Raw genomic sequence first — 26,197 nt, 5'->3', positions numbered from 1 at the left:
GTTAGAGTGAAGACATGCGTAAACTTGTAGTAGCAATTCTAGTGTCATCTTTAGTCGGCTGTTCGATGGGGCATAGAGACCCTGTTGAGATAAAAGAGTCTTTAAACGAATCTATTAATGAAGCGAATAGCAAAGCACTTCATAACTTACCTTCGTCAGTGCAAGATGACCTTATGCCTCAGCTAAGTTCGGACTCTATGTCTTCGAACATGGAAACGGTTAAGCGCTTTCGTATTCAGGCAAAAGACGTTGAAGCGAGAACCTTTTTTGCAAGCCTAGTGAAAGGTACAGAGTACAGTGCCGCGATTCATCCAAGCGTTGCTGGGAAACTCACTCTAAATCTAACAGACGTGACGTTAGATGAAGTGTTGGCTGTTGCTCAGGATATGTATGGATACGATATTGAAAAGCGCGGCAAAGTGATTCAAATTTACCCTGCTGGCTTGCGTACGGTGACGATTCCTGTGGATTACTTGCAAGTAAAGCGCTCTGGTCGCTCTTTGACAACGATTACCACAGGAACAATTACAAATTCAGACTCTAAGCCATCGGGTTCTTCTAATTCTAGCTCCAAGTCTGATTCGTCCAATTCATCTGATTCGTCGAGCTCTACATCGAACGGCGGTACGGAGATTGAAACGATATCTGAAAGTGATTTTTGGCCGCAGCTTGAAGTAGCTGTCGCCCACTTAATTGGTTCTGGTGATGGGCAAAGTGTAGTCGTTACGCCGCAAGCTAGTGTGATTACGGTGCGAGCTTACCCGGATGAAATTCGTGAGGTTCGTGAGTTCCTTGGTATTTCTCAGAAACGCCTGCAGCGCCAAGTTATCTTGGAAGCCAAGATCATGGAAGTGACGCTCAGTGATGGCTATCAGCAGGGTATTAACTGGACCAAGATGTTTTCGTCGAACGGAACTAACTACACGGTCGGTATGGGCTCAATTGTTAAAAATGCGGCTGGTACGATCATCCCTGGTACATTACCAGGCATGGATCCAATCGGTGCGGCTTTAGGTGGTCAATCTAATCTTGTTGTTTCTGGAGGTAGTTTTGAAGCCGTCTTGAGTTTCATGGACACACAGGGTGATTTGAATGTGTTATCTAGCCCAAGAGTGACAGCCGCTAATAATCAGAAAGCGGTTATTAAAGTGGGTACTGACCAATACTACGTGACTGAATTATCAAGTTCAGTGGGGAGTGGGGATAACGCGAATGTGGCCCCTGAAGTTGAGTTAACCCCATTCTTCTCTGGTATTTCGTTGGATGTGACGCCGCAGATCGATGATAAAGGTAATGTATTTTTACATGTTCACCCTGCCGTTATTGAGGTGGAAGAGGAAGTGAAAGAGCTCAACCTAGGCTCAACAACAGGCATTGTGAAGCTGCCTTTGGCAAAAAGTTCGATTCGTGAGTCGGACTCAGTGATTCGAGCACAGGATGGTGATGTTGTTGTTATTGGTGGATTGATGAAATCAAATACCAGTGACATGACCTCAAAAGTTCCATTTCTAGGTGATATTCCAGCGTTAGGCCATTTATTCCGCAATACCAGTCAGCTGACTCAAAAAACAGAGTTGGTGATTCTACTGAAACCAACGATTGTGGGTGTGAACACTTGGCAAACTGAGTTGGAGCGTTCTCGTGACCTTCTTCAGCAATGGTTCCCTGATGAAGAATAATTGCTCATCGTCTCAATGTAGATTGGTCGTCATTGACTAAGCTGGATCATCTTATGTATCAAGCTCATTTTGGTTTTGAACAGTTACCGTTTACCTTAACGCCGAATACCGATTTCTTTTATGGTTTAGTGCCTCACTTTGAAGCAATTCAAACGGTAATGTTGGCGTTAGAAATGGGTGAGGGCGTGATAAAAGTGACCGGAGAGGTAGGCACCGGAAAAACCATGGTGTGCCGGATGTTAGTCAATCAGCTCAACGATAGTGCCGCCCTTATTTACTTGCCAAACCCGGTGCTCTCCGGCGCGGATTTACGCCAAGCTGTGGCTAAAGAGCTTGGTTTGACTATCGATAACGAAGCCACCTTAGTTGATAACATTCAACATAAACTTATTGAGTTACATAACTCAGGTTTAAGAGTTGTGGCGATTCTCGATGAGGCTCAAGCGTTGTCGGATGAAGCTCTCGAAACATTAAGGTTGTTCGGTAACCTTGAAACTGAAGATAAAAAACTGCTGCAGATTGTTTTACTAGGTCAGCCTGAATTGGATGCTCGATTAGAGGCTTACCACTTACGGCAGTTTCGCCAAAGAATCACGTTTAGCTCAACACTGAGGCCACTGACTCTCGATGAGACTGTGGCTTATATTGATAATCGGATCGTTAAATCTGGTGGTAACACCGAGTTGTTTAGCTTGAATCAAAAAAAAGCCATTTGTCGCTCGTCGTTAGGCATTCCAAGATTGATAAATCAACTGTGTCATAAAGCTCTTTTGCTTTCGTTTAGTGAAGATAAGAGAAGTGTCGATAATCAGCACCTGTTTTCAGCTATGCATGAAACATACGATGTATGTAAGCCTAAATTTAAAACGCCAATACTGTGGGGTTGGAATTAATTATGAGCGTCATTAACAGCGCCTTGTCTGAATTGGCAAAGAAAAAATCAGCGACTTCAATTGAAGCTGCTGTAGTTCCTAAGGTTAAAACGCGTTCTCCATTGGTTTGGGTAGTCGCAGGTTTTACACTGAGCTTAGCCATGGGGGGCTGGGCGATATCGCAAGGCCCTGCTGTCGATAACTCAATATCAACTCGAGATAGACAAGTTTCTGTTATTGATAGTTCTGAAGGTATGTCTGAAGCTGCCTTGACTCAACCTGTGTCCTCGCCGACTAAGAAGTTAGTGACGCTAGATTCAGCGAACCTTTCGGCCCACAACACGACAATACTAAAAAGTGCTCAAGCTAGATCTGATTCAGTTATTGCATCAACTGAATCAGTTACAAAGCCTAAAGTAAACCCTGAATCTCAAGCCATACCTAAATCTCAAAGCGCACCTAAAGCTCAAAGTATACCTAAAGAAAAAGTAGCAAAGCCAATGCTTGTTGCTAGCGTGGCTAAAAAAGATCTCACACCAGTATCTAATCAGCCTGAAACGTCTGGCGATTCAGAAAACAGTGGAATGTTGATTGAGCAGGTGGAATTGACGCCTGAGCAGTTATCAGTGAATGCACAAGGGCGAGCTCAAAAAGCACTGGATGCCAACGACCTTTCTGGTGCGTTGAAAGGTTATAACGAAGCGCTCCGTTATGATCCAAGAAATGAAGATGTCCGTCAGAAACTAGCCATTCTCTATTTTGGTAAAGGTGATACTCGCAAAGCGTATGAGCTATTTCAGTCGGGTATCAAACTCAATATCAACGGTGAAAAACTGCGCCTAGGTTTATCGAAGCTACTTGTGAAAGCCAATCAAGCGGAAGCTGCTTTGAGTCCATTAATACACTTACCGCCTAGTCCAACTCAAGATTACTTAGCAATGCGTGCTGCATTAAGTCAAAAGTCTCAACAAGAAGGTATTGCGTTAGAGAGCTACCAAAAATTGACTGAGGTCGATTCAGAGAATGCTCGCTGGTGGTTAGGTTTAGCAATTCAGCAAGAACGTCAGCTTGATTTCATGGCTGCAAAGCAATCATACCAAGGAGCATTGGTTAGAGTTGGGATCTCATCTCAGTCGCAAGGCTTTGTTCGTGACCGTTTAAAGATAATCAATGCTTTAGAGGAGAGTAGCGATGCAAATTAGATTAAGAAAAAGGCTCGGTGATTTGCTCGTAGAAGAGGGTATCATTACTGAAGATCAAGTTGAACAAGCTCTGGCCGCTCAAAAAAGGACAGGCCGTAAGCTTGGTGATGCACTGATCGAGCTTGGCTTTTTATCAGAGCAGCAAATGCTCAGTTTCTTGTCGCAACAGCTTGCTATTCCTCTTATTGATATTAGCCGAGCTAATGTTGACGTCGAAGCTGTACAGCTTTTACCTGAGGTTCATGCTCGCCGCCTTCGTGCTTTGGTCATTGGGCGTCAAGGTGACACATTACGTGTTGCAATGAGTGATCCAGCCGATCTGTTTGCCCAAGAATCATTGCTTAGCCAATTAGGCGACTACGCACTCGAATTTGTCGTCGCCCAAGAGAGGCAATTAGTTGATGGCTTTGATCGCTATTATCGAAGAACCAAAGAGATTGCCTCATTTGCTGAGCAGCTTCATGCTGAGCATAAAGTTAATGAAGCCTTTGATTTTGATATCGCTGAAGAAGACAGCGACGAAGTTACGGTCGTTAAGCTAGTAAACTCGCTGTTTGAAGATGCTATTCAAGTTGGTGCGTCTGATATTCATATTGAACCAGATTCAAACGTATTACGTTTGCGTCAGCGTATTGATGGTGTTCTGCATGAAACGTTGTTGAATGAAGTGAATATTGCTTCTGCATTGGTTTTGCGTTTGAAGCTGATGGCTAACCTCGACATTTCAGAGAAACGACTGCCTCAAGATGGTCGCTTTAATATTCGCGTTAAAGGTCAATCGGTCGATATTCGTATGTCGACTATGCCAGTACAGCACGGTGAGTCAGTGGTTATGCGTTTGCTTAATCAATCGGCTGGTCTACGTAAATTGGAGTTGTCAGGCATTCCGAGTGATTTGCTCGTTCGTCTTCGTCATCAATTACGCCGCCCACATGGCATGATCCTCGTCACCGGGCCTACGGGCTCAGGTAAAACAACCACTCTATACGGTGCGTTAAGTGAATTAAACGAACCGGGTAAAAAGATCATTACCGCTGAAGACCCTGTAGAATACCGTCTTCCTCGTGTGAATCAGGTTCAGGTAAACCCTAAGATTAATCTCAACTTCTCAACGATTTTGAGAACCTTCCTACGTCAGGACCCGGATATCATTCTTATTGGTGAGATGCGAGATCACGAAACCGTTGAAATTGGTTTGAGAGCGGCACTTACCGGTCACTTAGTGTTAAGTACTCTGCATACCAACGATGCAGTAGATAGCGCATTGCGTATGATGGACATGGGGGCTCCGGGTTATCTGGTAGCAAGTGCTGTTCGAGCCGTGGTCGCGCAGCGGTTAGTTCGTAAGGTATGTACTGATTGCAAGGTTGATGATGAGCTGGATGAAGCGCGTAAGCAATGGTTGAGTGTCCGTTTCCCAAACCAGCTAGGTACGCCATTTATGAAAGGACGTGGTTGTCAAAATTGTAATTTGACTGGCTACAGTGGGCGTATTGGTGTGTTTGAAATGTTGGAGCTCGATCAACCTATGATGGATGCGCTTAGAGCCAATGATGCCGTTGGTTTTGCTCAAACGGCAAGGCAGTCTGAAAACTACAAACCGCTGTTAGCTTCTGCGATGGAATTGGCCATGCAGGGTGTTGTGAGTTTTGATGAGGTAATGAATCTTGGCGAAGGCGATGCTTCTGGTGCCACTGATCCAATTTATCTGTAGGGGTAGAGTGATATGCCAACTTATCGTTATGTAGGTCGCAGTTCTGATGGCAGTCAAGTGACAGGTCAGTTGGATGCGAATAACGAAGATCTTGCTGCTGACAGCTTGATGAGTAAAGGGATCATTCCAACTTCGATTAAACTTGGAAAAAGTGGCGGTTCAATCCTGGATATGGATGTATCTAGCCTGTTCTCTCCGAATGTGCCTTTAGAGGTATTGGTTCTGTTTTGTCGACAGCTATATAGTTTAACTAAGGCGGGCGTTCCGCTATTAAGATCGATGAAAGGGTTAACTCAACATTGTGAAAATAAGCAACTGAAAGTAGCACTTGAAGAAGTGGTCGCTGAACTTACAAATGGTCGTGGGTTAGCGGCATCGATGCAAATGCACCCTAAGGTATTTAGTTCATTGTTTGTATCGATGATCAGTGTTGGTGAAAATACCGGTCGTTTAGACCAGGCATTGTTACAACTGGCTGGATACTACGAACAAGAGGTTGAAACTCGAAAGCGAATCAAAACGGCAATGCGTTACCCAACGTTCGTAATTACTTTTATTACCATCGCTATGTTTGTCTTGAATATATTCGTGATTCCTCAGTTTTCGAGTATGTTCGCGCGTTTTGGCGTCGACTTGCCGCTACCAACCCGTATCTTAATGGGGATGTCTGAGTTCTTTGTTAATTACTGGGGGTTAATGCTCGGAGTAATCTTTGGTCTTGTTTTTGCTTTTAAAGCATGGGTTAAGACTGATAAGGGGTGGGAGAAGTGGGATCAGCTGCGTTTAAAAATGCCAGTGATTGGTGGGGTGGTCAATCGAGCTCTATTGTCGCGCTTCTCACGTACTTTTGCTTTGATGCTAAAAGCAGGTGTACCGCTTAACCAATCGTTATCGCTATCGGCTGAAGCTTTGGACAATCGTTTTTTAGAACTTCGTGTTCAAGGTATGAAATCGGCAATAGAAGCGGGAAGTACCGTTTCTTCTACCGCGATTAACAGCGAAATTTTCACACCACTCGTGATACAAATGATTTCTGTGGGTGAAGAAACGGGTCGTATTGATGAATTGTTGCTCGAAGTCGCGGATTTTTACGACCGAGAGGTGGATTACGATCTAAAAACGTTAACCGCTAGAATTGAACCTATTCTGTTGACCATCGTTGCGGGAATGGTGCTGGTTTTAGCTCTGGGTATTTTCTTGCCAATGTGGGGAATGCTGGATGCAATCAAAGGTTAGAGGATGCTGAATAACCTACAGCGATCTCGTTTTGTTATTTGGGTTGCGGTTATTCTTTTTCTCGTTATGGGACTGCTTTCTGTATGGAAAACAGTAGAAGAAGAAGCAACGAACACGGCATTAATCGTGGCGAGTAAGCGAATTCTTGAGCAAGCGAATTTATTCAAGCAGCAGTATTTATTATTTGGTGTAGAGCAAATAAATGATGCGAAACCTGCAAAGATTTACAGCAGAACGGGATGGGTTATGCCAATTCAAGACTCGGCTCGAAATTGCGGTTATTGGTTGGAGCAATTATATCCTAAGGGGCGTATTTTAGGTCTCAGATCTCCAAATATTGAAGACAAAAGTGATAACATGCACTTTCATTGCCGTTATCATTATAGTGATAAGTATCAGATAGATATATTACTTAAAAAAGAAAGATTTAGTGTCAAAGTCAATATATTGGCCTTGTGAACGTATTGACGCTGTTTTTATGGTTTTATGCATGGTCAAATGTATAATGCGCATTAGCAATTAGATGAGTAGGTAGAAAGTGCTTAAAAATCAAAAGGGTTTCTCCCTAGTCGAGTTAGTCATAGTAATTGTTGTTGTGGGTTTATTAGCTGTTGCAGCTTTACCCCGTTTCTTGGATGTGACAGACGAAGCCAAGAAAGCCAGTATTGAAGGTGTCGCGGGTGGTTTTGCGACAGGTGTACTTTCAGCAAGAGCGCAATGGGAAGCAGAAGCTCGTCCATCAGAAAGAATTGGTGTTGAAACATACAATACTGTAAATTACGATGGTGTTGATTTTTGGCTAACCAGATCAACAAGTAGCAATGGACGGACTAATTTTAGAGACGGCTACCCATGGTCTATCAACACAAATTCAGCTTCAGCTCCGTCTAATGATGTGACTGATGCTTCGTGTGTCGATTTAATGGAAAATCTACTTCAGAACCCACCTAAAGTTGGAACATTAACCAATGTGGCTAATGGTTCGAATTACAAATATTCAGCGCAAGCGGATAATAGCAATGACTACTGCACTTACATTCAATTGGAAGGTGGTACTCAGCATCAATTCGTTTACGAGATTAGAACTGGTCGTGTGACCGTAACACTGCAGTAAACCTGCGTCTAAATACACATAGAGAGAAAAAACTATGAAAAAACAAAGCGGTTTCACCCTAATAGAACTAGTGGTGGTAATTGTTATTCTAGGTATTCTTGCAGTTACTGCAGCACCTCGTTTCTTAAACTTACAAGGTGATGCGCGTCAATCTGCACTGCAAGGCCTGCGTGGCGCAATGGCAGGAGCGACCGGAATCGTTTACGGCCGAGCTGCAATTGATGGTATTGAATTGCGTGCAAAAACAGCCGATGCGGCAACGACACCTCGAACAACAGATAATATTGCAACTAACTTTGGTTACCCGACCTCTGCTGATATTGGTGTTCGCAATAGTGGTATTGAAGATGCTGTTGAGGGGTTACCTGGCGGAGATTGGGTTGCGGTTAATATAACAACAACACCAACAGACCCTACATTTGATGTTGTTGCGTACTCTTTTGTAGGTACTGATGCTAATGCTGCGACGAATGGTTTCGCTTACAACTTCACAACAGAAGCTGGTACGGGTTGCTTTGTTTTGTACGCTGAGGCGAATGATGCAACGACTCCTGCGTTCACTGTTGCAGTTACCAACGGTTGTTAATTAATAGTTATCTTAAAGGCCAGCATTGCTGGCCTTTTTTCTATCTGAAATTCAGCTAAGCAACAAAGACAACCTCCCTTCCCTGAGTTACACTTAATCTTCAAATTATCAAATATTTAGCGGATTGGATTTCGGTGAATCAATTCAATAGAACATATAGGAAAAATGGGCTTCAGCAACTAGGCTTCACTTTAGTCGAGTTAATCATTGTGATCTTGTTGATTGCGATTGTCTCTGCCTACGCTGCTAGCCGTCTATCCGGAAGGGATAGCTTTTCTGCCTTTGCTGCTCAAGAGCAAGTGATTTCTGTTGTTCGTCAGGTTCAAGTCAATCGCATGCAATCCAATGTTGATCTAGGGGCGGTCGTTGGAGATAGCAATTTCATTCTCGCTATCGTTGGCAATTGTATCGGCTCCGAAGTGAGCTGTACTGCGCGAAGCCAAGCCCGCAGTGATTGGGTCATGCTCAATGGGGTCACCTTAACGGCGGCATCCAATACCACTCCAGCCATTCCTCTATCTGAGGTTAACTTTGATTTACTGGGTAACCCGACGACAGGTGAAACACCTGCCGGGGTGGAAGTGAACATCGCGGCTGGTGTGGCAATAACAATTTCTTCAAACGTGAATACCTGCCGTGTGGAGATTAATGCACAAGGTTACGTCGATGCTGGAGTGTGCTCATGAACGCTGCTTATCAGTTGCCTGCAAAACAGCGCGGTTTCACATTAATTGAGAGTGTGATTGTAATTGTGGTTATGGGGCTCGCCATGATGACCATCATAAACTTTTTAGCGCCTCAGATTAGCCGCTCTGGCGACCCTCACTATCAAACTCGTTCAGCCGCGTTAGGGCAAAGTGTTATGTCGATAATTCTTGCTCGAGGGTTCGATCAGAATAGCGATTTTGACGGCGGGGAACTTAGGTGCGGTGAGGGGGCGTCTGGCACTAATTGTACTGCTGAAGCGATATTTGGCCCAGAAGAGACTGATATAGCTCTATACAATGATGTCGATGACTATGATGGGTGTTGGGAGCCTGGTGCAGCTAACGGGTGTCAAGACCTTAACTTATTATTGGGCGAGAATGGTGCTACAACTTACAGCAACTACCGACTAGATATTGATGTGACGTACCAAACTGTTGATCGACTCAAAAGAATAAACCTTAGGATTACAGCCTTAAATCAGCCTCCTATTGTGCTCGATGCCTATCGAGGTAATTACTAATGAGAAGGCAAGGTTTCACTCTTATTGAAATGATTATCACCATGATTGTTGGTAGTATTTTAGTAGTAGGTATTGCTGGTTTTGTTGAATTGGGTGCGCGTGGCTATGCGGACACCGTAGATAGGCAGCGTTTACAAACTCAAGCAAAGTTTGTGATAGAAAAAATCACCCGTGAAGTACGTCATGCTGTACCGAATATGTTCAGTCAGAATGCTGTTGTTACGGGAGCGAGCTGTATCTCTTTTTTCCCTATAGTGACTTCCGGAATTTACGCTATATCGGGCGATGATATTCAATTTGTCACAGGTAATAATGCACTAACGGCTGCTGTTCTAGCCCCGTTATCTCTAGTGATAAATCCTACAGAAGCGACACCGACCAATAATGATTTCCCCTTGACCGCTGTAACTGCAACGAATAATACGTTCTTGCTTGCTAATGAGTCTTTAAATCTTGTGGGTAATTCGGTTTCAAATCGACACTATATTTACAATCCTAATGGCCGCGTCACCTATTGCATTGTGAATGGCCGAGTATGGAGAAGTGAAGGTAATGGCGCGCTAATCCCAATTTCGGATACGGGAGTGACTGGGACTTTAGGCTACCAGCCTGCAAGTGTTCAGCGCAATGGTGTCGTCCATCTAGAATTTGAATTTAGAAACCAAGTCGGGGATGAGCTTACTAATTTCCAACAAGACATACAGGTGATCAATGTTCCTTAAAAAAAAACAAGTCGGGAGTCTGTATATTGTCGTCATCTTTGTCTTGGTGGTGATGGGTTTTCTTGCAACCACCTTAAGCCGCATAGAGTGGTCTAATAATGACGCGCATACAAAAGATGTGATTGGTACTCAAGCCCACCTTCTAGCTCATTCCGCAATAGAGCAAGCTTTAGTGCAGATATATCCACCTAGAGCCAACACAACGGTTCCATTTGATGTGGCTGCAGAGTGTACAAACTTGGACGCATCCACTATGAACTTCGCAACTACAATTACATGTGCAGATGTTCAAATAACGTGCTCACAAACAGGCGGTCAACTGGTCGATAATTCTCAGTTATATACAGTAAGAGCGGTCGCAACATGCGGAACGGGTGTGGATTTAATGCAACGTAGTCAAGATGTGTGGGTGAGGGAGTAATATAAATGCGCCTACTTAGTAGAATTAGCGTCGTACTTTTTATTCTTTTCAGTGTACTTTTTCAAACCAAGGCATTGGCGAATCAATGTTTAACGAAAGGAACAGAAGTAGATGCTCGAAATGGGTTTTGCTTTACTTTTCAAATGGATTCAGATGGAAGCAACCGTGTTCGTTTGGAGGGGAGTTACTATTTCCCTATTTGGACCGATGATACTTCTTACCGAGGCTATGGCTCTAATATTTATGAAAGAGACTACGTAGCAGAAAGAAAGCAAAGAACTTTCCAAGTTAAATTTACACGAACTTCTAACCTTAATGCTTATCATATCAAAGGTATGATTACTTACTCTGTCGATGGTGTAACTAAAGGCTCGCCTATCGCGATTAGCTTAACTCAGAAAACAGGTGTTAATAAATGGAATCCTAAACTGAGATTAAATGTAATCGGCAGGCAATTTAATGATCGTAATAAGTACTGTATTAGTAGTGGTAACTGTGGAGCATTACCTGCTCCACCCGTAACAAAATTTGATGACGCTCGCTTTGAGTTTGGTCGCTTAAATTCTGCCGACTGTAAATCTGCCGATTGTACTATCACATTTAATAAAACCTACAGAACCACTCCGTTGGTGTTTCTGATGCCAACGATTGATCCTGTCAATCCCGATAGTGATGCGCCTGCGACGCTTTCTATAAAAAACATCAGTTCAACACAAGCGACATTCCATCAAGAAGTAGCCCCTCAAGACTCGAGTTACAACCTTGCTTCTAAACCAATGTCCTCGATTAGTTACCTTGTTGTTGAACCGGGTACCATAACATTTAGTGATGGACATAAGGCAATAGCGGGTTATCTCGACACTAAGGCGTATCAAGCACATGATAAAAGAAGTAGCCCGAAATGGGAGTTGGTCCCTTATTCAAGGTTTAGCTCTCATAGAATAGATGGTGATGACCCTGTTGTATTTGCTCAGGTTAATAGCCCGACAAGCCGCTGGCTAACAGCCGGTGTTGATGAGGTAAATGAAACGAATGCTAAATTCTATTTAGAGTTAACTCGTGTGGATACAAACAACCCACCTTTCCAAACTGAAAAAATAGCATTTTTGGTTTCAGATGAGCACGATGGAACATCAAATGGAATTAAATACGAATTTGGTCGAATCTCTCTCGATGATGATAGTGGCTCATCTACGCCGCTTCTTAAATCTTGTAATGATATGCATGATCTTGAAAATGAATATCAGTCATTACCCGGAATTGTAGCGAGTAAAATTACACGTAAAGGAGGACATGGGGGGTGGTTAAGGCTTTGTAGCGTGAAACGTGATGGGGATGATGACTATCAAGTAGGGCTTGTTGTTGATGAAGACCTGTCTTTGAGTGGTTCAAAGGGATGGCGGTCTCATACTGACGAAAAGATCGGATACTTTGCTTTTCAAGTGAATAAGCTCCCAAAGTTTAGGAAAGACTACTGTTCGGCTTTTCCTTCTGCAGTTCAAGGTTGGAAAAACCCGTCAGGTAGCAGGATTGAGATGTCGAACAACTCTAAAATTACCAATGCTCTACTTGAAGGGGGGCAAAGAAAAGTTGGCTTTGGCTCTGCTCTGTTTAGTAATGCTGCGAAATGTGATGGTATATCGTGTACTAACGATCCTGCGAAGCAAATCGTGCAATCTAAACTCGATGACTTTCTGATAACAAATTCAGGGAGTGATATCTGGAACACCACAAAAACGTTAACCCCATTCTCGCAAAAGAGTTTATCAATTGGTCAGTCAACTGTGACGCTGACTGCAGGGAGTTATTATTTTAATTCTTTAGATATCAACAACAGTTCTTCTTTGAATATTCAAGGTAAGGTGATTATTCATACTCGATATTTTAGTTTATCCAATAATTCAAGAATTAATAATTCAGGTAATGCTGATAACCTTGTCATTGTAGGCTATGACCCTACTAAAGGTTCATCTGGAGAAGTCTGCCCTGCTTACGGCTGCAAAATGGATTTGTCGAGTCAATCACAGGTAAAAGCTCTGATTTACAGCGAAGGGGAAGTCCTTTTATCGAATAGTTCTCATGTGTATGGATCCGTCACTGCTCGTAAGCTTCATATGAGTGGAACATCTCAAATTACTGGGGAAAGCCAATGTTTTTCTGAGCCAGAGCTGGTTATTACTCCTGGCTCTAGCTCGGGGCTAGCTTGCGCTGGTATCCCTATAAACTTTAAGTTGGTCGATAAAATAACCAAGCAACCTGTTAATAATTATACAGGTACTCTTGATGTGACTATTCCAAATAATAGTTCGGGTGATGCATGTTGGTTAAATTCTGATAACTCCTGCTCTACTTCATTGACTCATGATTTCGTTGCTGGGCAGACGGCAACTTACACTAAATCACTGTCAAGTATTGGTCTGTCTCCGGTTTCAATTTCTGCTTCGATTCGAGGAAAAAGTAACATAAGTGCAACAGGTGGACCTTATCAATTTGTACCTTATGGATTTAAAATTGAAGACAAACAAAGAGTTGATGGAGGAAAGGGGCAGGTTGCTTACCGAAACTTTGAGACCGAGGTTACTGCAGTAGCATCAGGAGCGGCTAACCCAAGGGCCTGTCAGAAAATATCGGATTATGATGGAACTAAATCGCTTCATGCTTCTTATGAGCAGATAACTCAAGGCAATAGTGGTTGGAATAACGAGCTATTTCTTAATTCGTATAACATCAAAGTTGGCAGTTCACCTTTAAATGGAACCAAAGTTAACAATATTGCCTTTCAAAATGGTGTTGCAAAACTAACTTCTCAATACTGGTCTGCTGGTCATATAAAGCTCCATCTGGCAGATGCTAATTGGCAACCCGCGAGTAATCCTATTCCCAATTGGAAAGGCTTACAGAGTTCTACTGATATGTATGTTAGACCATTTGCTTTGGTGAGTTGCCAAGATAACTCCGGTGTACCAAATGCCCCATTCCCTTCCGGTAGCTCAACAGGAGGAGCTTCATTTATCGCCGCAGGTGACATCGCTTATTTAGCCGTTAGTGCGATTGCTTGGGATGCAAATGCTGATCGTAATAATGATGGTCTTATTGACAGTTCGTTCTCGGGGGATTTATGTCGGAACCTTCCAGTTTCAGGCTTTGATGATGAAACTGTATATGTGAATTATGCACTTGACAGCCCAAGTAATGGTCATAATGGTGTATTAAGCGTTGGTGGTAAAAGTAGTGGGGATGAGTCCTCGCCACAACCTATCCCTGTTGATATGTGGTTTAGTGGCTCAGCCTATAAGAGTTTATCTTGGTCTGAAGTGGGCAGTATAAAACTTTGGGCGGAAAAACCGAATTATTTGAATGGAATGACAGTACCGGGTTATAAAACAACCGTTGGTCGTTTCTACCCTAAATATTTCCAAGTAGTGAACAGTGCGGTGTGGGATTATCCGGGCAATCAATCTTATGCATACATGAATCAGCCTTTTGATGGTGTTACCTTTAATGTCGAAGCATTAAACGCACAAGCCTCTGCTGTGAAGAACTATGGATATTTTGCCCCCCAAATGACCGCTAGTTTTGCTTTGTATGAAGCAAATCCTGCTTTTGTCAGTCGTTTTCACTCGGGAACACCGAGTAAGTCTTGGGCTTCCATCTCGGGCAAGAGTATAGGTACCTTTAATTTAGATGAAGATTCTCCTTCTACTAACTGTGCTAGCGAGTTATGTTGGGCAAAAGCAGCATCAGCTGACGGTTATGAGGATGGGCCATTCAATACCGTGGGAGGGACAGACTCGAAGATTTCTATTGATGCTGCGGGTAGTAATAGCGACCCTATAGATTATCAGCCGAATCGGAATGCTAGATTGTTAACAGTTCAACCTATTGTTCGGTTTGGTCGTGCTGTTATGGATAGTCTTGGTGGGGTTGTTGGTGATGGTATGAATATACCATTCCGTATTGAACATTGGTCCGGAGCGAATTTTGCCACTCATGACGGTGATAACACAACGAATATTCGAGGTGTAAACATTGAAAGTGCTAATCGTGACATCTGGGTTGAACCGGGTTCAACGGCCGTTAACGTGGCGCTCAGTGGGGGCGGTGGTGTTGTTAATGGCGTGTCTAACTCTATGCGGGTTGCTAAAGTGCCAACAGCTCCAGAAGATTCAGAGGTTAGGCAGCAAACACAGGTTTGGTTGGAGTTAAGCAGCGGTGGAAATGCAGCCCCTTGGCTCCGTTATCGCTGGCAAGACCCGAACCGGGTGGAAGTTGCCGGTGAAGAAGATCCTTCAACGGTAGTTACCTTTGGTATCCATCGCGGTAACGATCGTGTGATCTACCGAGGTGAAAATGGCTTAATAGGCCAGTAATAATATGATTTTTTAGCTGTTAAGTTAGGAATCTGTAAGAAATTGTGGGTTTCAGTCCATGTTTATACTTCAATGCCTTGCCGTGACAGCAAGGCATTGGTACATTTAGTGCAATTTTTGTCTTCTAATTCTTGCAGGATGAGCGAAGAATATGTTTAAAAAACTTCGTGGCATGTTTTCAAACGACCTATCGATTGATTTAGGTACTGCCAATACCCTTATATATGTAAAAGGCCAAGGCATTGTTCTTGATGAGCCTTCAGTTGTAGCAATCCGCCAAGATCGTACGGGTTCTGCAAAGAGTGTCGCTGCGGTTGGTCACGCTGCTAAGCAAATGCTTGGCCGTACGCCTGGTAATATCTCAGCAATCCGCCCAATGAAAGACGGCGTAATTGCTGACTTTTACGTAACGGAAAAAATGCTTCAGCACTTCATTAAGCAAGTGCATGACAACAGTGTTCTTAAACCAAGCCCTCGCGTATTGGTTTGTGTTCCTTGTGGTTCAACGCAAGTTGAGCGCCGTGCAATCCGTGAATCAGCACTGGGTGCTGGTGCTCGTGAGGTTTACCTAATCGATGAGCCTATGGCTGCTGCGATTGGTGCAGGCCTACGTGTATCTGAGCCAACAGGTTCAATGGTGGTTGATATCGGTGGTGGTACGACTGAAGTTGCCGTTATCTCACTAAACGGTGTGGTTTACTCGTCTTCTGTACGTATCGGTGGTGACCGTTTTGATGAAGCGATCATCAACTACGTTCGTCGTAACTACGGCAGCTTGATCGGTGAAGCAACTGCCGAAAAGATCAAACACGAAATCGGTTCGGCTTACCCAGGCGATGAAGTCGATGAGATTGAAGTACGTGGTCGTAACCTTGCTGAAGGTGTTCCTCGTAGCTTTAGCCTGAACTCAAATGAAATCCTTGAAGCGCTTCAAGAGCCTCTCTCTGGCATCGTATCTGCAGTCATGGTTGCACTTGAACAGTGTCCGCCAGAGCTAGCTTCTGATATCTCAGAAAACGGTATGGTACTGACAGGTGGTGGTGCACTGCTTAAAGACCTTGATCGTCTACTAACTGAAGAAACGGGTATCCCTGTTGTTGTGGCGGAAGAGCCATTAACGTGTGTTGCTCTAGGCGGTGGTAAAGCTCTAGAGATGATCGACATGCACGGTGGTGATCTTTTCAGCGAAGAATAGTATCTAGTGTTAGGCTCTTTTCTTATCTCGTTTTATCTAAAGAGCCTAGGACCTTGTCTATAGGATCAAATGTAGCTCTAGGACCAAATATAGAATGAAGCCAATTTTTGGTAGAGGTCCCTCTCTACAATTGCGCCTGTTTTTTGCTGTAACATTATCAGCCAGCCTTATGCTGGCTGATAGTCGTTTAGATGCATTCTCAAATGTCCGCTATCTATTAAACAGCATGGTTGCACCAATTCAGTATGCCGCTAATTTGCCTCGCACCATGTTTGATGGCGTATACGACCGTTTTAGTACTCGCAAAGGGCTCATTGAATCCAACCATAATATTAAACGAGAAGTCTTGCGACTGAAGAGCGAGTTGATTCTGCTTGAGCAATATCAAGAAGAAAATAAGCGCCTTCGTAAGCTGTTAGGCTCTCCGTTTATCCGTGATGAAAAGAAGGTCGTCACAGAGGTTATGGCGGTGGATACTTCACCATACCGACATCAAGTGGTGATCGACAAAGGTCAGATTGATGGAGTGTATGAAGGTCAGCCAGTGATCAACGAAAAAGGCATTGTTGGTCAAGTCACTTTCGTTGCTGCTCATAATAGTCGTGTTTTGCTACTGACTGATGCAAACAACGCAATTCCTGTTCAGGTTATTCGTAACGATATACGTGTGATTGCTTCTGGTAATGGCATGATTGATGAGATCCAGTTAGAGCACATTCCAACCAGTACTGATATTCAAGAAGAAGATCTGTTGGTGACATCTGGACTCGGTGGTGTATACCCAGAAGGTTATCCAGTCGCTTATGTTACTGCCGTTGATTATGACCCGAAGCGTGAGTTCGCTGTTATCAAAGCTGAACCTGTAGTTGAATTTGATAAGCTCAGATACTTGCTGCTCGTGTGGCCTGATGAAAATAAACAGATGCAAGCAGAACAATCTAGTATCGAACAAGTATTATTAGAGGGCGAAGATGGCCAATAGCGTTTTAAGAAGCAAAGTCGTAATTGGCTGCTCATTTTTGATAGCTCTTATTCTGCAAACGATCCCTTGGCCGGGAAGTTTAGACCTATTCAGGCCATCTTGGTTACTACTGGTTACTTGCTATTGGGTTTTAGCGTTACCTTACAGAGTTAACGTTGGTAGTGCTCTAGTGCTGGGCTTATTGTGGGACCTGTTGATCGGTTCGACTCTCGGTATTAGAGGCATGATGATGGCAATAGTGATGTACATTATTGCAATGAACTTCCTCGTGATTCGAAATATGGCGCTATGGCAGCAAGCGATAATTATTGCAGCCTTAACAGTGTTGTTTGAGGTGCTGATATTCTGTGGTGAATATTTGATCCAAGATGTCGTTTTCAACCCATTATCGCTATGGAGCGCATTGATAAACTGTATACTTTGGCCTTGGATGTTTTTATTAATGAGACGCGTGCGTCGCCATTGGCATGTAAGGTAGAGTGACGATGGAAAAGAAAAATTTAGTTTTGGCATCCGGCTCGCCACGCCGCAAAGAATTACTATCTCAACTCGGTTATGAGTTTTCTGTCCTTGTAACTGATGTCGAAGAGTGTAAACACGCCCAAGAAACCGCCGAAGAGTACGTTAAGCGATTATCTTTAGATAAAGCCTTAGCGGCGTTGTCTTTATTAAAAGATAACCCTTATGAAAAACAGCATGTCGTTCCTAGTTCTGATAATGTAGATCTTGGTTCTGATATTGCAGCTCTTAGCTCTGATGCTATTTCTCTTGAATCTGAAACAGTGGTTCTGGGCTCTGACACCGTCGTCGTAAGCCAAGGGCAAGTGCTCGAGAAGCCAATAGACCTTGCTGACTCTAAGCGCATGCTTACTCAGTTAGCGAATGAGCGTCACCAAGTGATGACGGCAGTGTCTGTGGTATCGGAAGAAAAACAAAAGACAGAAATCATTATTACCGACGTATGGTTTAAACCCCTCAGTGAAAAAGAAATAGAACAATACTGGCAAACAGGGGAGCCATGCGATAAAGCCGGTAGCTATGGGATCCAAGGTTTGGGCGGACGCTTTGTTACCCGAATCGAAGGTAGTTATTACGCCGTTGTCGGCTTACCTTTATTTGAAACGGACCAGCTACTGCAAGAATTCTTATAATTACTAATCTGAGGTGCACCATGAGTGCTGAATTGTTGCTGAACGTGACCCCGAGTGAGACTCGTGTGGCCATGATTGAAGGGGGAGCTCTTCAAGAGATCCATGTCGAACGAGATGCTCGACGCGGGATCGTAGGAAATATCTACAAAGGACGTGTAAGCCGTGTTTTGCCTGGAATGCAGGCGGCATTTGTGGATATTGGCCTTGATAAAGCAGCTTTTTTGCACGCCTCTGATATTGTCCCCCACACTGAATGTGTTGCTGAGAATGAAAAGAAGCAATTTCAGGTACGTGATATTTCTGAGCTTGTTCGTCAAGGTCAGGATATTGTGGTTCAGGTTGTTAAAGATCCTCTTGGAACAAAAGGCGCTCGTTTAACGACTGATATCACCTTGCCATCTCGTTACTTGGTGTTTATGCCGGGAGCAAGTCATGTAGGTGTTTCCCAGCGTATTGAAAGCGAGTCAGAACGTAACCGCCTTAAAAAAGTCGTGTCTCGTTACTGTGATGAGCACGGTGGTTTTATTATCCGCACGGCAGCAGAAGGCGCAGATTCAAATGAGTTAGCTCAAGATGCCGCATTTTTGAAGCGATTATGGCTAAAGGTGTTAGAGCGTCGTGGTAAGCACAAAGCTCGTACTCGCTTGTATGGTGAGTTGTGCTTAAGCCAACGTATCTTACGTGATTTTGTCGGTACAGAACTAAGCAAGATTCAGGTCGATTCTCGCCTTGAATATGAAAACCTAAAAGAGTTTACTTCTGAATACGTGCCAGAGCTAACAGACAAGCTTGAGTTGTATGAAGGTGATAAGCCTATCTTTGATATGTACGATACCGAGAACGAAATTCAACGTTCATTGGATCGTAAAGTCGAATTGAAGTCTGGTGGGTATCTGATTATCGACCAAACAGAAGCGATGACAACCGTCGACATCAATACTGGTGCCTTTGTTGGTCGTCGTAATCTAGAAGAGACGATTTTCAATACTAACGTCGAAGCGACACAAGCTATTGCTCGTCAGCTTCGCCTTCGTAATTTAGGCGGCATCATCATTATCGATTTTATTGATATGCTGTCTGAAGAACACCGTAAGCGAGTACTAACTTCTTTAGAAGCGGCGCTCGATAAAGACCGTGTGAAAACCAACATTAATGGCTTCACACAACTTGGTCTGGTCGAGATGACTCGTAAACGTACTCGTGAAAGTATTGAGCATATTCTGTGCTCTAGCTGCCCTGCTTGTGAAGGTCGCGGTAGCGTGAAGACAGTTGAAACCGTTTGTTATGAAATTCTTCGAGAGATCACACGAGTGAATCGCGCGTATGACGCCGATAAGTTTGTTGTTTATGCGGCGGCTGCTGTTGCCGAGGCGTTAGAAGGCGAGGAATCTCATGCGCTTGCTGAGCTTGAAGTGTTTATTGGTAAGCAAGTTAAAATCCAGGCTGAGCCTCTGTACATACAAGAGCAGTTTGATGTTGTTATGATGTAATGGATATTTTGTGAGTTCAAGCGTTACTCTGATTTTTCGTACATGTCTATGGTTAGTGGTTACTCTCTTAGTAACACTAGCCATTGCTGTCACTACACTGCGTGTAGCCTTACCCAATTTAAATAAGTATCAATCTGAAATTGAGCTTTGGGTAAACCAACATTCCGATTTTGAGTTTTCTATTCAAGATGTGGGTGGTTTTTGGCGTAACACTCACCCCTCTATTGCTCTGCAAGGTGTTAAGGCTAGCCTTCCCAACGCAGAGAATGTGGCTTTCTCTGCTGAGCGTGTTGAAGTTGAGTTTGACTTGATTCAATCGGTCGTGCAAATGCGTCCGGTTGTGGCCGACTTAGTCATGAATCAAATGTCTCTTGATATCCGCTCAATTGATCTATTTGCCGGGCAAAACGGTAAAGATGAACCTAAAGACCCCGGCTCTTCCAAGCGAGTGATACAGGAGCTGGACAATTTACTTCTAAAAACTTTGGTGGATGTGACCGCTAAAGATTCCTCTCTTTTATATCGCACTATCTCTGGTGAAGAACGTCAGCTTGATATCGAAACTTTAAAATGGCAAAACTCAGGTAAACATCACCTTGCGGAGGGTGTAGTAAGTATTAAAGACGCGAATCTCAACTCTTTGTCAGTAAGTGCTAACTTTGTTGATGGTGGTTCTTTAACTGATATGACGGGCGAGTTTTATGTCAGCGCGGATAGTATCTCAGTAATGCCTTGGTTAACTCGTTATATGCAGGCAGAATCCGGAATTGAGACGGGCACGGTGAGCTTGAATAGCTGGCTAACGCTACGAAATAGCAAGCCAGTTAGCGCTTATGTTGAGGTATTACCTTCAGAACTGACTTGGAACGAAGATGGCAAGCATGACTTGATGCTTGAATCTGGCGTCTTTAAGTTGTCTCCCATTGATGATGGTTGGCAAGTAAATGGTCACTCACTTAATTTGAGAACTGACGATACGCCTTGGCCAGAACTGGATGTGGCATTTAAGTGGAACAAAGGTCCTTGGGAGCTGAATGTCTCTGAACTTGATGTTGAAACCATTACTCCGTTGATTAAGTTGATGCCAGATTCTTCGCAATCTACCCAAATGATCAATGCATTGGCACCGGGCGGTATCGTTTCAGACATTCGCGTTGCGATGGACTCTGGAATTGAAAGCTTGCGTTACTCTGCGAACTTTTCCGATTTGGCGATCGAACAATGGGAACTCGTCCCAGGCTTTAGCCAAGTGTCCGGTAGTGTGTTTGGCTCTGCATCAGAAGCGAAAGCCAGCCTACATGTTATAGATGATGTGTTTCCCTATGGCGATGTTTTCCAAGCGCCTCTGAATATCAAACAAGGTCAGGTTGATATTGTTTGGCAGCAAGATGAAAACGGCTGGAAACTGTGGTCGGACAAAATCACCGCAGCCACGCCTGATTTACAAGTACTAGGCGCATTTCGCTTGGACTTCCCAAAGGATGCCAGTCCATTTCTATCATTCTACGGCGAAGCCGATGCTTATAATGTCGGTGAGACATGGCGCTATTTACCTACGTTAGCACTTGGCCAAGACTTAACCGATTACCTTTCAACGGCAATTCAAGCGGGTAAAGCCGACACCGTTAAATTACTCTGGCATGGTGAATTAGCCCAATATCCGTACACCAATCATGATGGTATTTTCCAAGTTTGGGTTGGCTTAGAAGACGCTAAGTTCAGCTTCGATACCGCGTGGCCATTGATAACTGACCTTCAACTTGACCTGTTATTTGAAAATGATGCGATGTATTTAGACTCTCGCTCCGCTCAATTGATGGATGTGGCGGCAGATCGAATCACTGGTCGTATTCCTTATTTAGGGGAAGGCGGTCATATCGAAATTGAAGCTAAAGCAACGGCGTCCGGTAATGCAGTTCGAGATTACATGACGGCTTCGCCACTCGTAGATTCTGTGGGTGCTGCGTTAACCGCGCTTAAAGTGAGTGGTGATGTCTCTTCTGAGTTCCAGCTTAATATTCCGTTTGATTCTGAACAAGAACCTAGAGCGTGGGGATATGCCGATCTGAGTGGTAACCATGTTGAGATTGAAGCTCCACCAATGGTACTAGAGAACACCACTGGTCGTATTGAATTTGATAATGATGTCGTGACAGCAAGTGGTCTTGCTGCTGATTTGCTTAATCAAGGTATCTCGGTTGACTTTAAAGGTCTTAATGATGGACCTGGCTATGCAGTGGATCTTGATGTGTTAGGTGATTGGGACGTCAATCCTCTAAAGCCTTATGTCGGAGAGCAGTGGTTAAGCCGTTTGTCGGGTCATGCGCAATGGCAAAGCCAGATCGATATTCAACTTAATGATATTGGTTTTACTTACCAACTCGACTTACAGTCAGACCTCAAATACTTAGCGAGTGATTACCCATACCCATTAGCCAAAAAGTCATTAGAAAGTGGTTCGGCAAGGCTACAAGCCTCGGGCAATCAAGAATCGATTACCGCGCGTCTGCAATTGCCGAGCACTAAATACCAAGCTGAGATTGATATTTCCGGCGATGTTCCTGAATTAACGGCGACCAATTTAGTCCTTGGTCGTGGTGGCTATAAAATTAGCCCAGTGGTAGGGCACCATGCCTTGATTCGTACCGATAAGTTCAATGCCGATGACTGGCTGTCAGTAGTCATGGAGCCAGTGCAGGCATCGGATGCTGTTCTTAGTCAGATGAACACCCCAACTATCCCAGCCCCAAGTCGCATCACCTTCGAAAGTAAGGAACTGATTTTAGGTGGTATTGCTTGGAATGATGTCGACTTTAGCGCTCGAAAGAACAAAAAAGCGTGGCAAATGGAAGTCTCTAGTCAAGAGCTAGAAGGGGATATCAATTACTTGCCTCCTTATGACTTAACGGTTTCACTGGATCGCCTGCACTTGTTTGTTCCTGAATGGAGCGACAAAGACAAGCAAGAGCAATTACTGCAACGCATACCACAAGAAGCGCCATTGATCTCTGAGTTAGATAGAAAGATCCATGATGCGATGCCGAATTTGACGCTGACCCTGAACGACTTTTGGTTGCAAGGGTACAAGGTTGGCAAGGTCGATGTTGAGATGACTAGGCAGGAAGATCGCATTGAGTGGAATAAGATTCAGGTTCGAAGCGGTGGCAACAAAGCGGATGTAAGCGGTTGGTGGGAACTGGACGGTGACAAGAGTCATTCCGCGCTAACGGTTGATGTTGAAGGTGAAAATAACAGCGAGTTAATGGAACGCTTCGGTATTACTTCCGGGATTCAAAAAGCGCCCTTTGAGTTAGAAGGTCAATTGAATTGGGATGGTTCGCCTTGGGGGATCAAAATGGATACCCTTGATGGCAACGTTAAAACCCAGTTTGGTAAAGGTGTTATCTCGGATGTGAGTGGCGCAGCTCGATTACTGGGGCTGTTTAGCCTAGATTCGATTATCCGTAAGATGCAGCTCGACTTCTCGGACGTATTTGATAATGGCATGGCATTCAACAGCATCACAGGAACAGGCGAGATCCAAAATGGTATCTTTCTGACTAATGACTTAAACATGGATGCGGTTGCCGGTGAGATGAAAATCAAAGGTATCGCCAACCTCAATACACGCGAGGTCGATGCTGAAGTGAACTTCACCCCAGATATTACCTCGGGTATTCCAGTATTAACGGCGTTTGCGGTAACCCCTCAAACTGCATTGTACGTATTGGCGGTGACTACAGTGATTTCACCCGTTGTGGAAGTCTTTACTCAGGTTAACTACTCAGTGAAAGGGCCGCTTGATTCACCTACGGTGAGTGAGCTTTCTCGTAGCTCCGGTGAGTTCCAGCTACCAGAGAAACTCAGGAAGTTAGCCGAATAGGCCTTATATCCTAGTCAGCGAATATACGGTGAAATGCTGATTTCTGAATCATAATGAATGGAGGAGCGATACACATGGATTGTGTTGGGTTGATTCAAATGACATCTGGCCCTAGCCCTGAACTGAACTTTGAGTACCTTGTTCAAGAGGTAGCAAAGTGCAAAGAGTCGGGGGCTAAGTGGGTTGTGTGTCCTGAAAATGCGTTAGTCTTTGGCAGTAAAGCCGACTATCACCAGTATGCAGAGCCTCTAAATGATGGCCCACTGCAAAAGAAAATCTCTGAGCTAGCAAAGCTTCACCGAATTTGGATCGTTATTGGTAGTATGCCGATAAGCACAGCTAAAGGCGTGACTACCACAACCTTGGTGATTGACGATTTTGGCAGTTTAGTGGCTCATTACGACAAGCTACACATGTTTGACGTAGATGTCGCCGATGCCCATAAGTGCTATCGAGAGTCGGATATTTTCACACCGGGTGACCAAGTTGTGACAGCGGAAACGCCTTTTGGTCGCTTAGGTTTGAGTATTTGTTATGATGTGCGCTTTCCACATTTATATTCCGAGTTACGGAAACAAGGTGCGCAAATTATGGTTGTACCGGCAGCATTTACTGCAGTAACCGGACAGGCGCATTGGGAAGCACTATTAAGATGCCGTGCGATCGAAACACAATCTTGGATCGTTGCGGTAGGACAAGGCGGAAAACATCCTTGTCAAAGAGAAACATGGGGACACTCTATGGTGGTTGATCCCTGGGGAAGAGTGGTCGCACAGTTAGACCAAGATCCTAAAAGTATGGTGGTTGAGATAGATACGTCCAGTTGCGAATCAATCAGGCAAAATATGCCCATCGCGCAACACTCTCGATTTACCAATCAATTTTAATTACAAACAAGAGCCATCTATGAGCATTAATCAAATTGAAGAAGCGCTACTGAACCCAACAGGGCTTACGGAGCAAAATATCGCAGATACATTGGCGAGCATTGCTACCCGCCAAATTGATTATGCTGATATCTACTTTCAGTCTAGCTGGCACGAATCTTTGGTGCTAGAAGATAGCATTATTAAAGACGGCTCTTTCAATATCGATTGCGGTGTGGGTGTTCGTGCGGTATCTGGCGAAAAGACCGGTTTTGCTTACTCTGACCAAATCCAATTGGATGGTCTTAAACAGAGCGCAATTGCGGCTCGTGGTATTGCGAAGCAAGGTCAAAACGGCAAGGTTCAAGCGTTTAAACGCAACTCTAACCAAACTTACTATGATGCAGTTAACCCGCTAGCGAGCTGGGAAAAACAGCAGAAAACGGAACTACTGAAATCATTGGATGCTTACATTCGTACTAAAGAGCCTATGGTGACTGAAGTATCGGTAAGCCTAAGCGGTGTACATGAGCAGATGCTGGTTGCTGCTACTGATGGCACTTACGCTGGCGATATTCGCCCGCTGGTTCGTCTATCAATCAGTGTTCTTGCTCAGAAAGGCGATCGCCGTGAGCGTGGTAGCGCTGGTGGTGGTGGTCGTTTTGGTTACGACTTCTTCCTAAGCGATGACAAAGGCACTCAAGTTGCTTACCAATTTGCTGATGAAGCGATTCGCCAAGCTCTTGTTAACCTTGAAGCGGTTGCTGCGCCTGCTGGGGCAATGCCTGTGGTTCTTGGTTCTGGTTGGCCGGGTGTTCTACTGCATGAAGCGGTAGGCCACGGTTTAGAAGGCGACTTCAACCGTAAAGAGTCATCAGTATTCTCGGGTAAAGTTGGCGAGCAAGTCACTTCAAGCCTATGTACGATTGTCGATGACGGTACATTGACTGATCTTCGTGGTTCATTGAACGTCGATGATGAAGGTGTTAACGGTCAGTACAATACTTTAATCGAAAACGGCATCTTAAAAGGTTACATGCAAGATAAGCTGAACGCTCGCCTAATGGGTGTAGCACCGACAGGTAATGGTCGTCGTGAGTCTTACGCCCATCTTCCAATGCCACGTATGACGAATACATACATGCTACCGGGCGAACACACGCCGGAAGAGATCATCGCAACGGTTGAGAAGGGTATCTATGCACCGAACTTCGGTGGCGGTCAGGTGGATATTACATCAGGTAAGTTTGTATTCTCAGCTTCTGAAGCGTACATGATTGAAAACGGCAAGATCACTCACCCAGTGAAAGGCGCGACGCTAATCGGTTCTGGTATTGAAGCAATGCAGCAGGTGTCTATGGTCGGTAACGACCTAAGTATCGACCGTGGTGTTGGTGTGTGTGGTAAGGCTGGTCAAAGTGTACCAGTGGGTGTTGGTCAACCAACATTGAAGCTAGACTCGCTAACTGTTGGTGGTACTGAGTAA

21 protein-coding genes are annotated in these 26,197 nt (G+C 44.2%); all 21 read left to right on the top strand.

Annotation, left to right across the window (positions count from 1 at the left end):
- Nucleotides 1–14: 14 nt before the first annotated feature.
- Entirely contained in the window at nt 15–1,679 is a 1,665-nt protein-coding gene (gene mshL, locus AB4407_RS16165) for a pilus (MSHA type) biogenesis protein MshL (RefSeq protein WP_372121279.1), read from the top strand.
- Between the two features lie 53 nt (nt 1,680–1,732).
- Nucleotides 1,733–2,572, top strand: a complete 840-nt coding sequence (locus AB4407_RS16160) for an ExeA family protein (protein WP_372121278.1) — start codon at nt 1,733–1,735, stop codon at nt 2,570–2,572.
- A gap of 2 nt (nt 2,573–2,574) precedes the next feature.
- Entirely contained in the window at nt 2,575–3,753 is a 1,179-nt protein-coding gene (locus AB4407_RS16155) for a tetratricopeptide repeat protein (protein ID WP_372121277.1), read from the top strand.
- A complete protein-coding gene (locus AB4407_RS16150) occupies nt 3,743–5,467 on the top strand; it encodes a GspE/PulE family protein (RefSeq protein WP_372121276.1) in 1,725 nt (574 codons plus the stop codon). Before AB4407_RS16155 ends, AB4407_RS16150 begins: the two co-directional genes overlap by 11 nt.
- Before the next feature lie 12 nt (nt 5,468–5,479).
- On the top strand, nt 5,480–6,703 hold the full coding sequence (locus AB4407_RS16145; protein WP_139685678.1) for a type II secretion system F family protein: 1,224 nt from the start codon (nt 5,480–5,482) through the stop codon (nt 6,701–6,703).
- A 3-nt stretch (nt 6,704–6,706) separates the two neighbouring features.
- Complete coding sequence (locus tag AB4407_RS16140; protein WP_372121275.1) at nt 6,707–7,162, top strand: MSHA biogenesis protein MshF; 456 nt, start codon at nt 6,707–6,709, stop codon at nt 7,160–7,162.
- Between the two features lie 79 nt (nt 7,163–7,241).
- A complete protein-coding gene (locus AB4407_RS16135; RefSeq protein WP_065680127.1) occupies nt 7,242–7,817 on the top strand; it encodes a prepilin-type N-terminal cleavage/methylation domain-containing protein in 576 nt (191 codons plus the stop codon).
- A 34-nt stretch (nt 7,818–7,851) separates the two neighbouring features.
- Nucleotides 7,852–8,403, top strand: a complete 552-nt coding sequence (locus AB4407_RS16130; protein ID WP_372121274.1) for a type II secretion system protein — start codon at nt 7,852–7,854, stop codon at nt 8,401–8,403.
- Nucleotides 8,404–8,537: 134 nt separating this feature from the next.
- Nucleotides 8,538–9,089 (top strand): prepilin-type N-terminal cleavage/methylation domain-containing protein, encoded by a 552-nt coding sequence (locus AB4407_RS16125; protein WP_372121273.1) that lies wholly within the window; start codon nt 8,538–8,540, stop codon nt 9,087–9,089.
- Nucleotides 9,086–9,631: a prepilin-type N-terminal cleavage/methylation domain-containing protein gene (locus tag AB4407_RS16120; RefSeq protein WP_372121272.1), complete on the top strand. Its 546-nt coding sequence runs from the start codon at nt 9,086–9,088 to the stop codon at nt 9,629–9,631. The genes AB4407_RS16125 and AB4407_RS16120 overlap by 4 nt, the downstream gene beginning before the upstream one ends.
- Nucleotides 9,631–10,353, top strand: coding sequence for a PilW family protein (locus AB4407_RS16115; RefSeq protein ID WP_372121271.1), 723 nt, complete (start codon nt 9,631–9,633; stop codon nt 10,351–10,353). Before AB4407_RS16120 ends, AB4407_RS16115 begins: the two co-directional genes overlap by 1 nt.
- Entirely contained in the window at nt 10,343–10,774 is a 432-nt protein-coding gene (locus AB4407_RS16110) for an MSHA biogenesis protein MshP (RefSeq protein WP_372121270.1), read from the top strand. The genes AB4407_RS16115 and AB4407_RS16110 overlap by 11 nt, the downstream gene beginning before the upstream one ends.
- Before the next feature lie 5 nt (nt 10,775–10,779).
- Nucleotides 10,780–15,144 carry a DUF6701 domain-containing protein gene (locus tag AB4407_RS16105; protein ID WP_372121269.1) on the top strand — a complete coding sequence of 1,455 codons (4,365 nt, stop codon included), beginning with the start codon at nt 10,780–10,782 and terminating at the stop codon, nt 15,142–15,144.
- A gap of 151 nt (nt 15,145–15,295) precedes the next feature.
- The gene (locus AB4407_RS16100) at nt 15,296–16,339 is read left to right on the top strand and encodes a rod shape-determining protein (protein ID WP_004735928.1); all 1,044 of its coding nucleotides are present in this window, start codon (nt 15,296–15,298) and stop codon (nt 16,337–16,339) included.
- A gap of 94 nt (nt 16,340–16,433) precedes the next feature.
- Nucleotides 16,434–17,321, top strand: coding sequence for a rod shape-determining protein MreC (gene mreC / locus AB4407_RS16095; RefSeq protein WP_372121268.1), 888 nt, complete (start codon nt 16,434–16,436; stop codon nt 17,319–17,321).
- Nucleotides 17,311–17,799 carry a rod shape-determining protein MreD gene (gene mreD / locus AB4407_RS16090; protein WP_372121267.1) on the top strand — a complete coding sequence of 163 codons (489 nt, stop codon included), beginning with the start codon at nt 17,311–17,313 and terminating at the stop codon, nt 17,797–17,799. The genes mreC and mreD overlap by 11 nt, the downstream gene beginning before the upstream one ends.
- Nucleotides 17,800–17,806: 7 nt before the next feature.
- The gene (locus AB4407_RS16085) at nt 17,807–18,472 is read left to right on the top strand and encodes a nucleoside triphosphate pyrophosphatase (protein ID WP_372121266.1); all 666 of its coding nucleotides are present in this window, start codon (nt 17,807–17,809) and stop codon (nt 18,470–18,472) included.
- Nucleotides 18,473–18,492: 20 nt separating this feature from the next.
- Complete coding sequence (gene rng / locus AB4407_RS16080; protein WP_372121265.1) at nt 18,493–19,962, top strand: ribonuclease G; 1,470 nt, start codon at nt 18,493–18,495, stop codon at nt 19,960–19,962.
- Nucleotides 19,963–19,972: 10 nt separating this feature from the next.
- On the top strand, nt 19,973–23,845 hold the full coding sequence (locus AB4407_RS16075; RefSeq protein ID WP_372121264.1) for a YhdP family protein: 3,873 nt from the start codon (nt 19,973–19,975) through the stop codon (nt 23,843–23,845).
- 74 nt (nt 23,846–23,919) lie between these two features.
- Entirely contained in the window at nt 23,920–24,732 is an 813-nt protein-coding gene (locus AB4407_RS16070) for a carbon-nitrogen hydrolase family protein (protein WP_123295137.1), read from the top strand.
- Nucleotides 24,733–24,751: 19 nt separating this feature from the next.
- Nucleotides 24,752–26,197: a metalloprotease TldD gene (gene tldD / locus AB4407_RS16065; protein WP_008220563.1), complete on the top strand. Its 1,446-nt coding sequence runs from the start codon at nt 24,752–24,754 to the stop codon at nt 26,195–26,197.

The sequence above is a fragment of the Vibrio sp. 10N.261.46.E11 genome, from assembly GCF_041472735.1.
In the GTDB taxonomy this organism is placed as follows: domain Bacteria; phylum Pseudomonadota; class Gammaproteobacteria; order Enterobacterales; family Vibrionaceae; genus Vibrio.
This window is presented reverse-complemented; position numbering and strand designations above follow the sequence as displayed.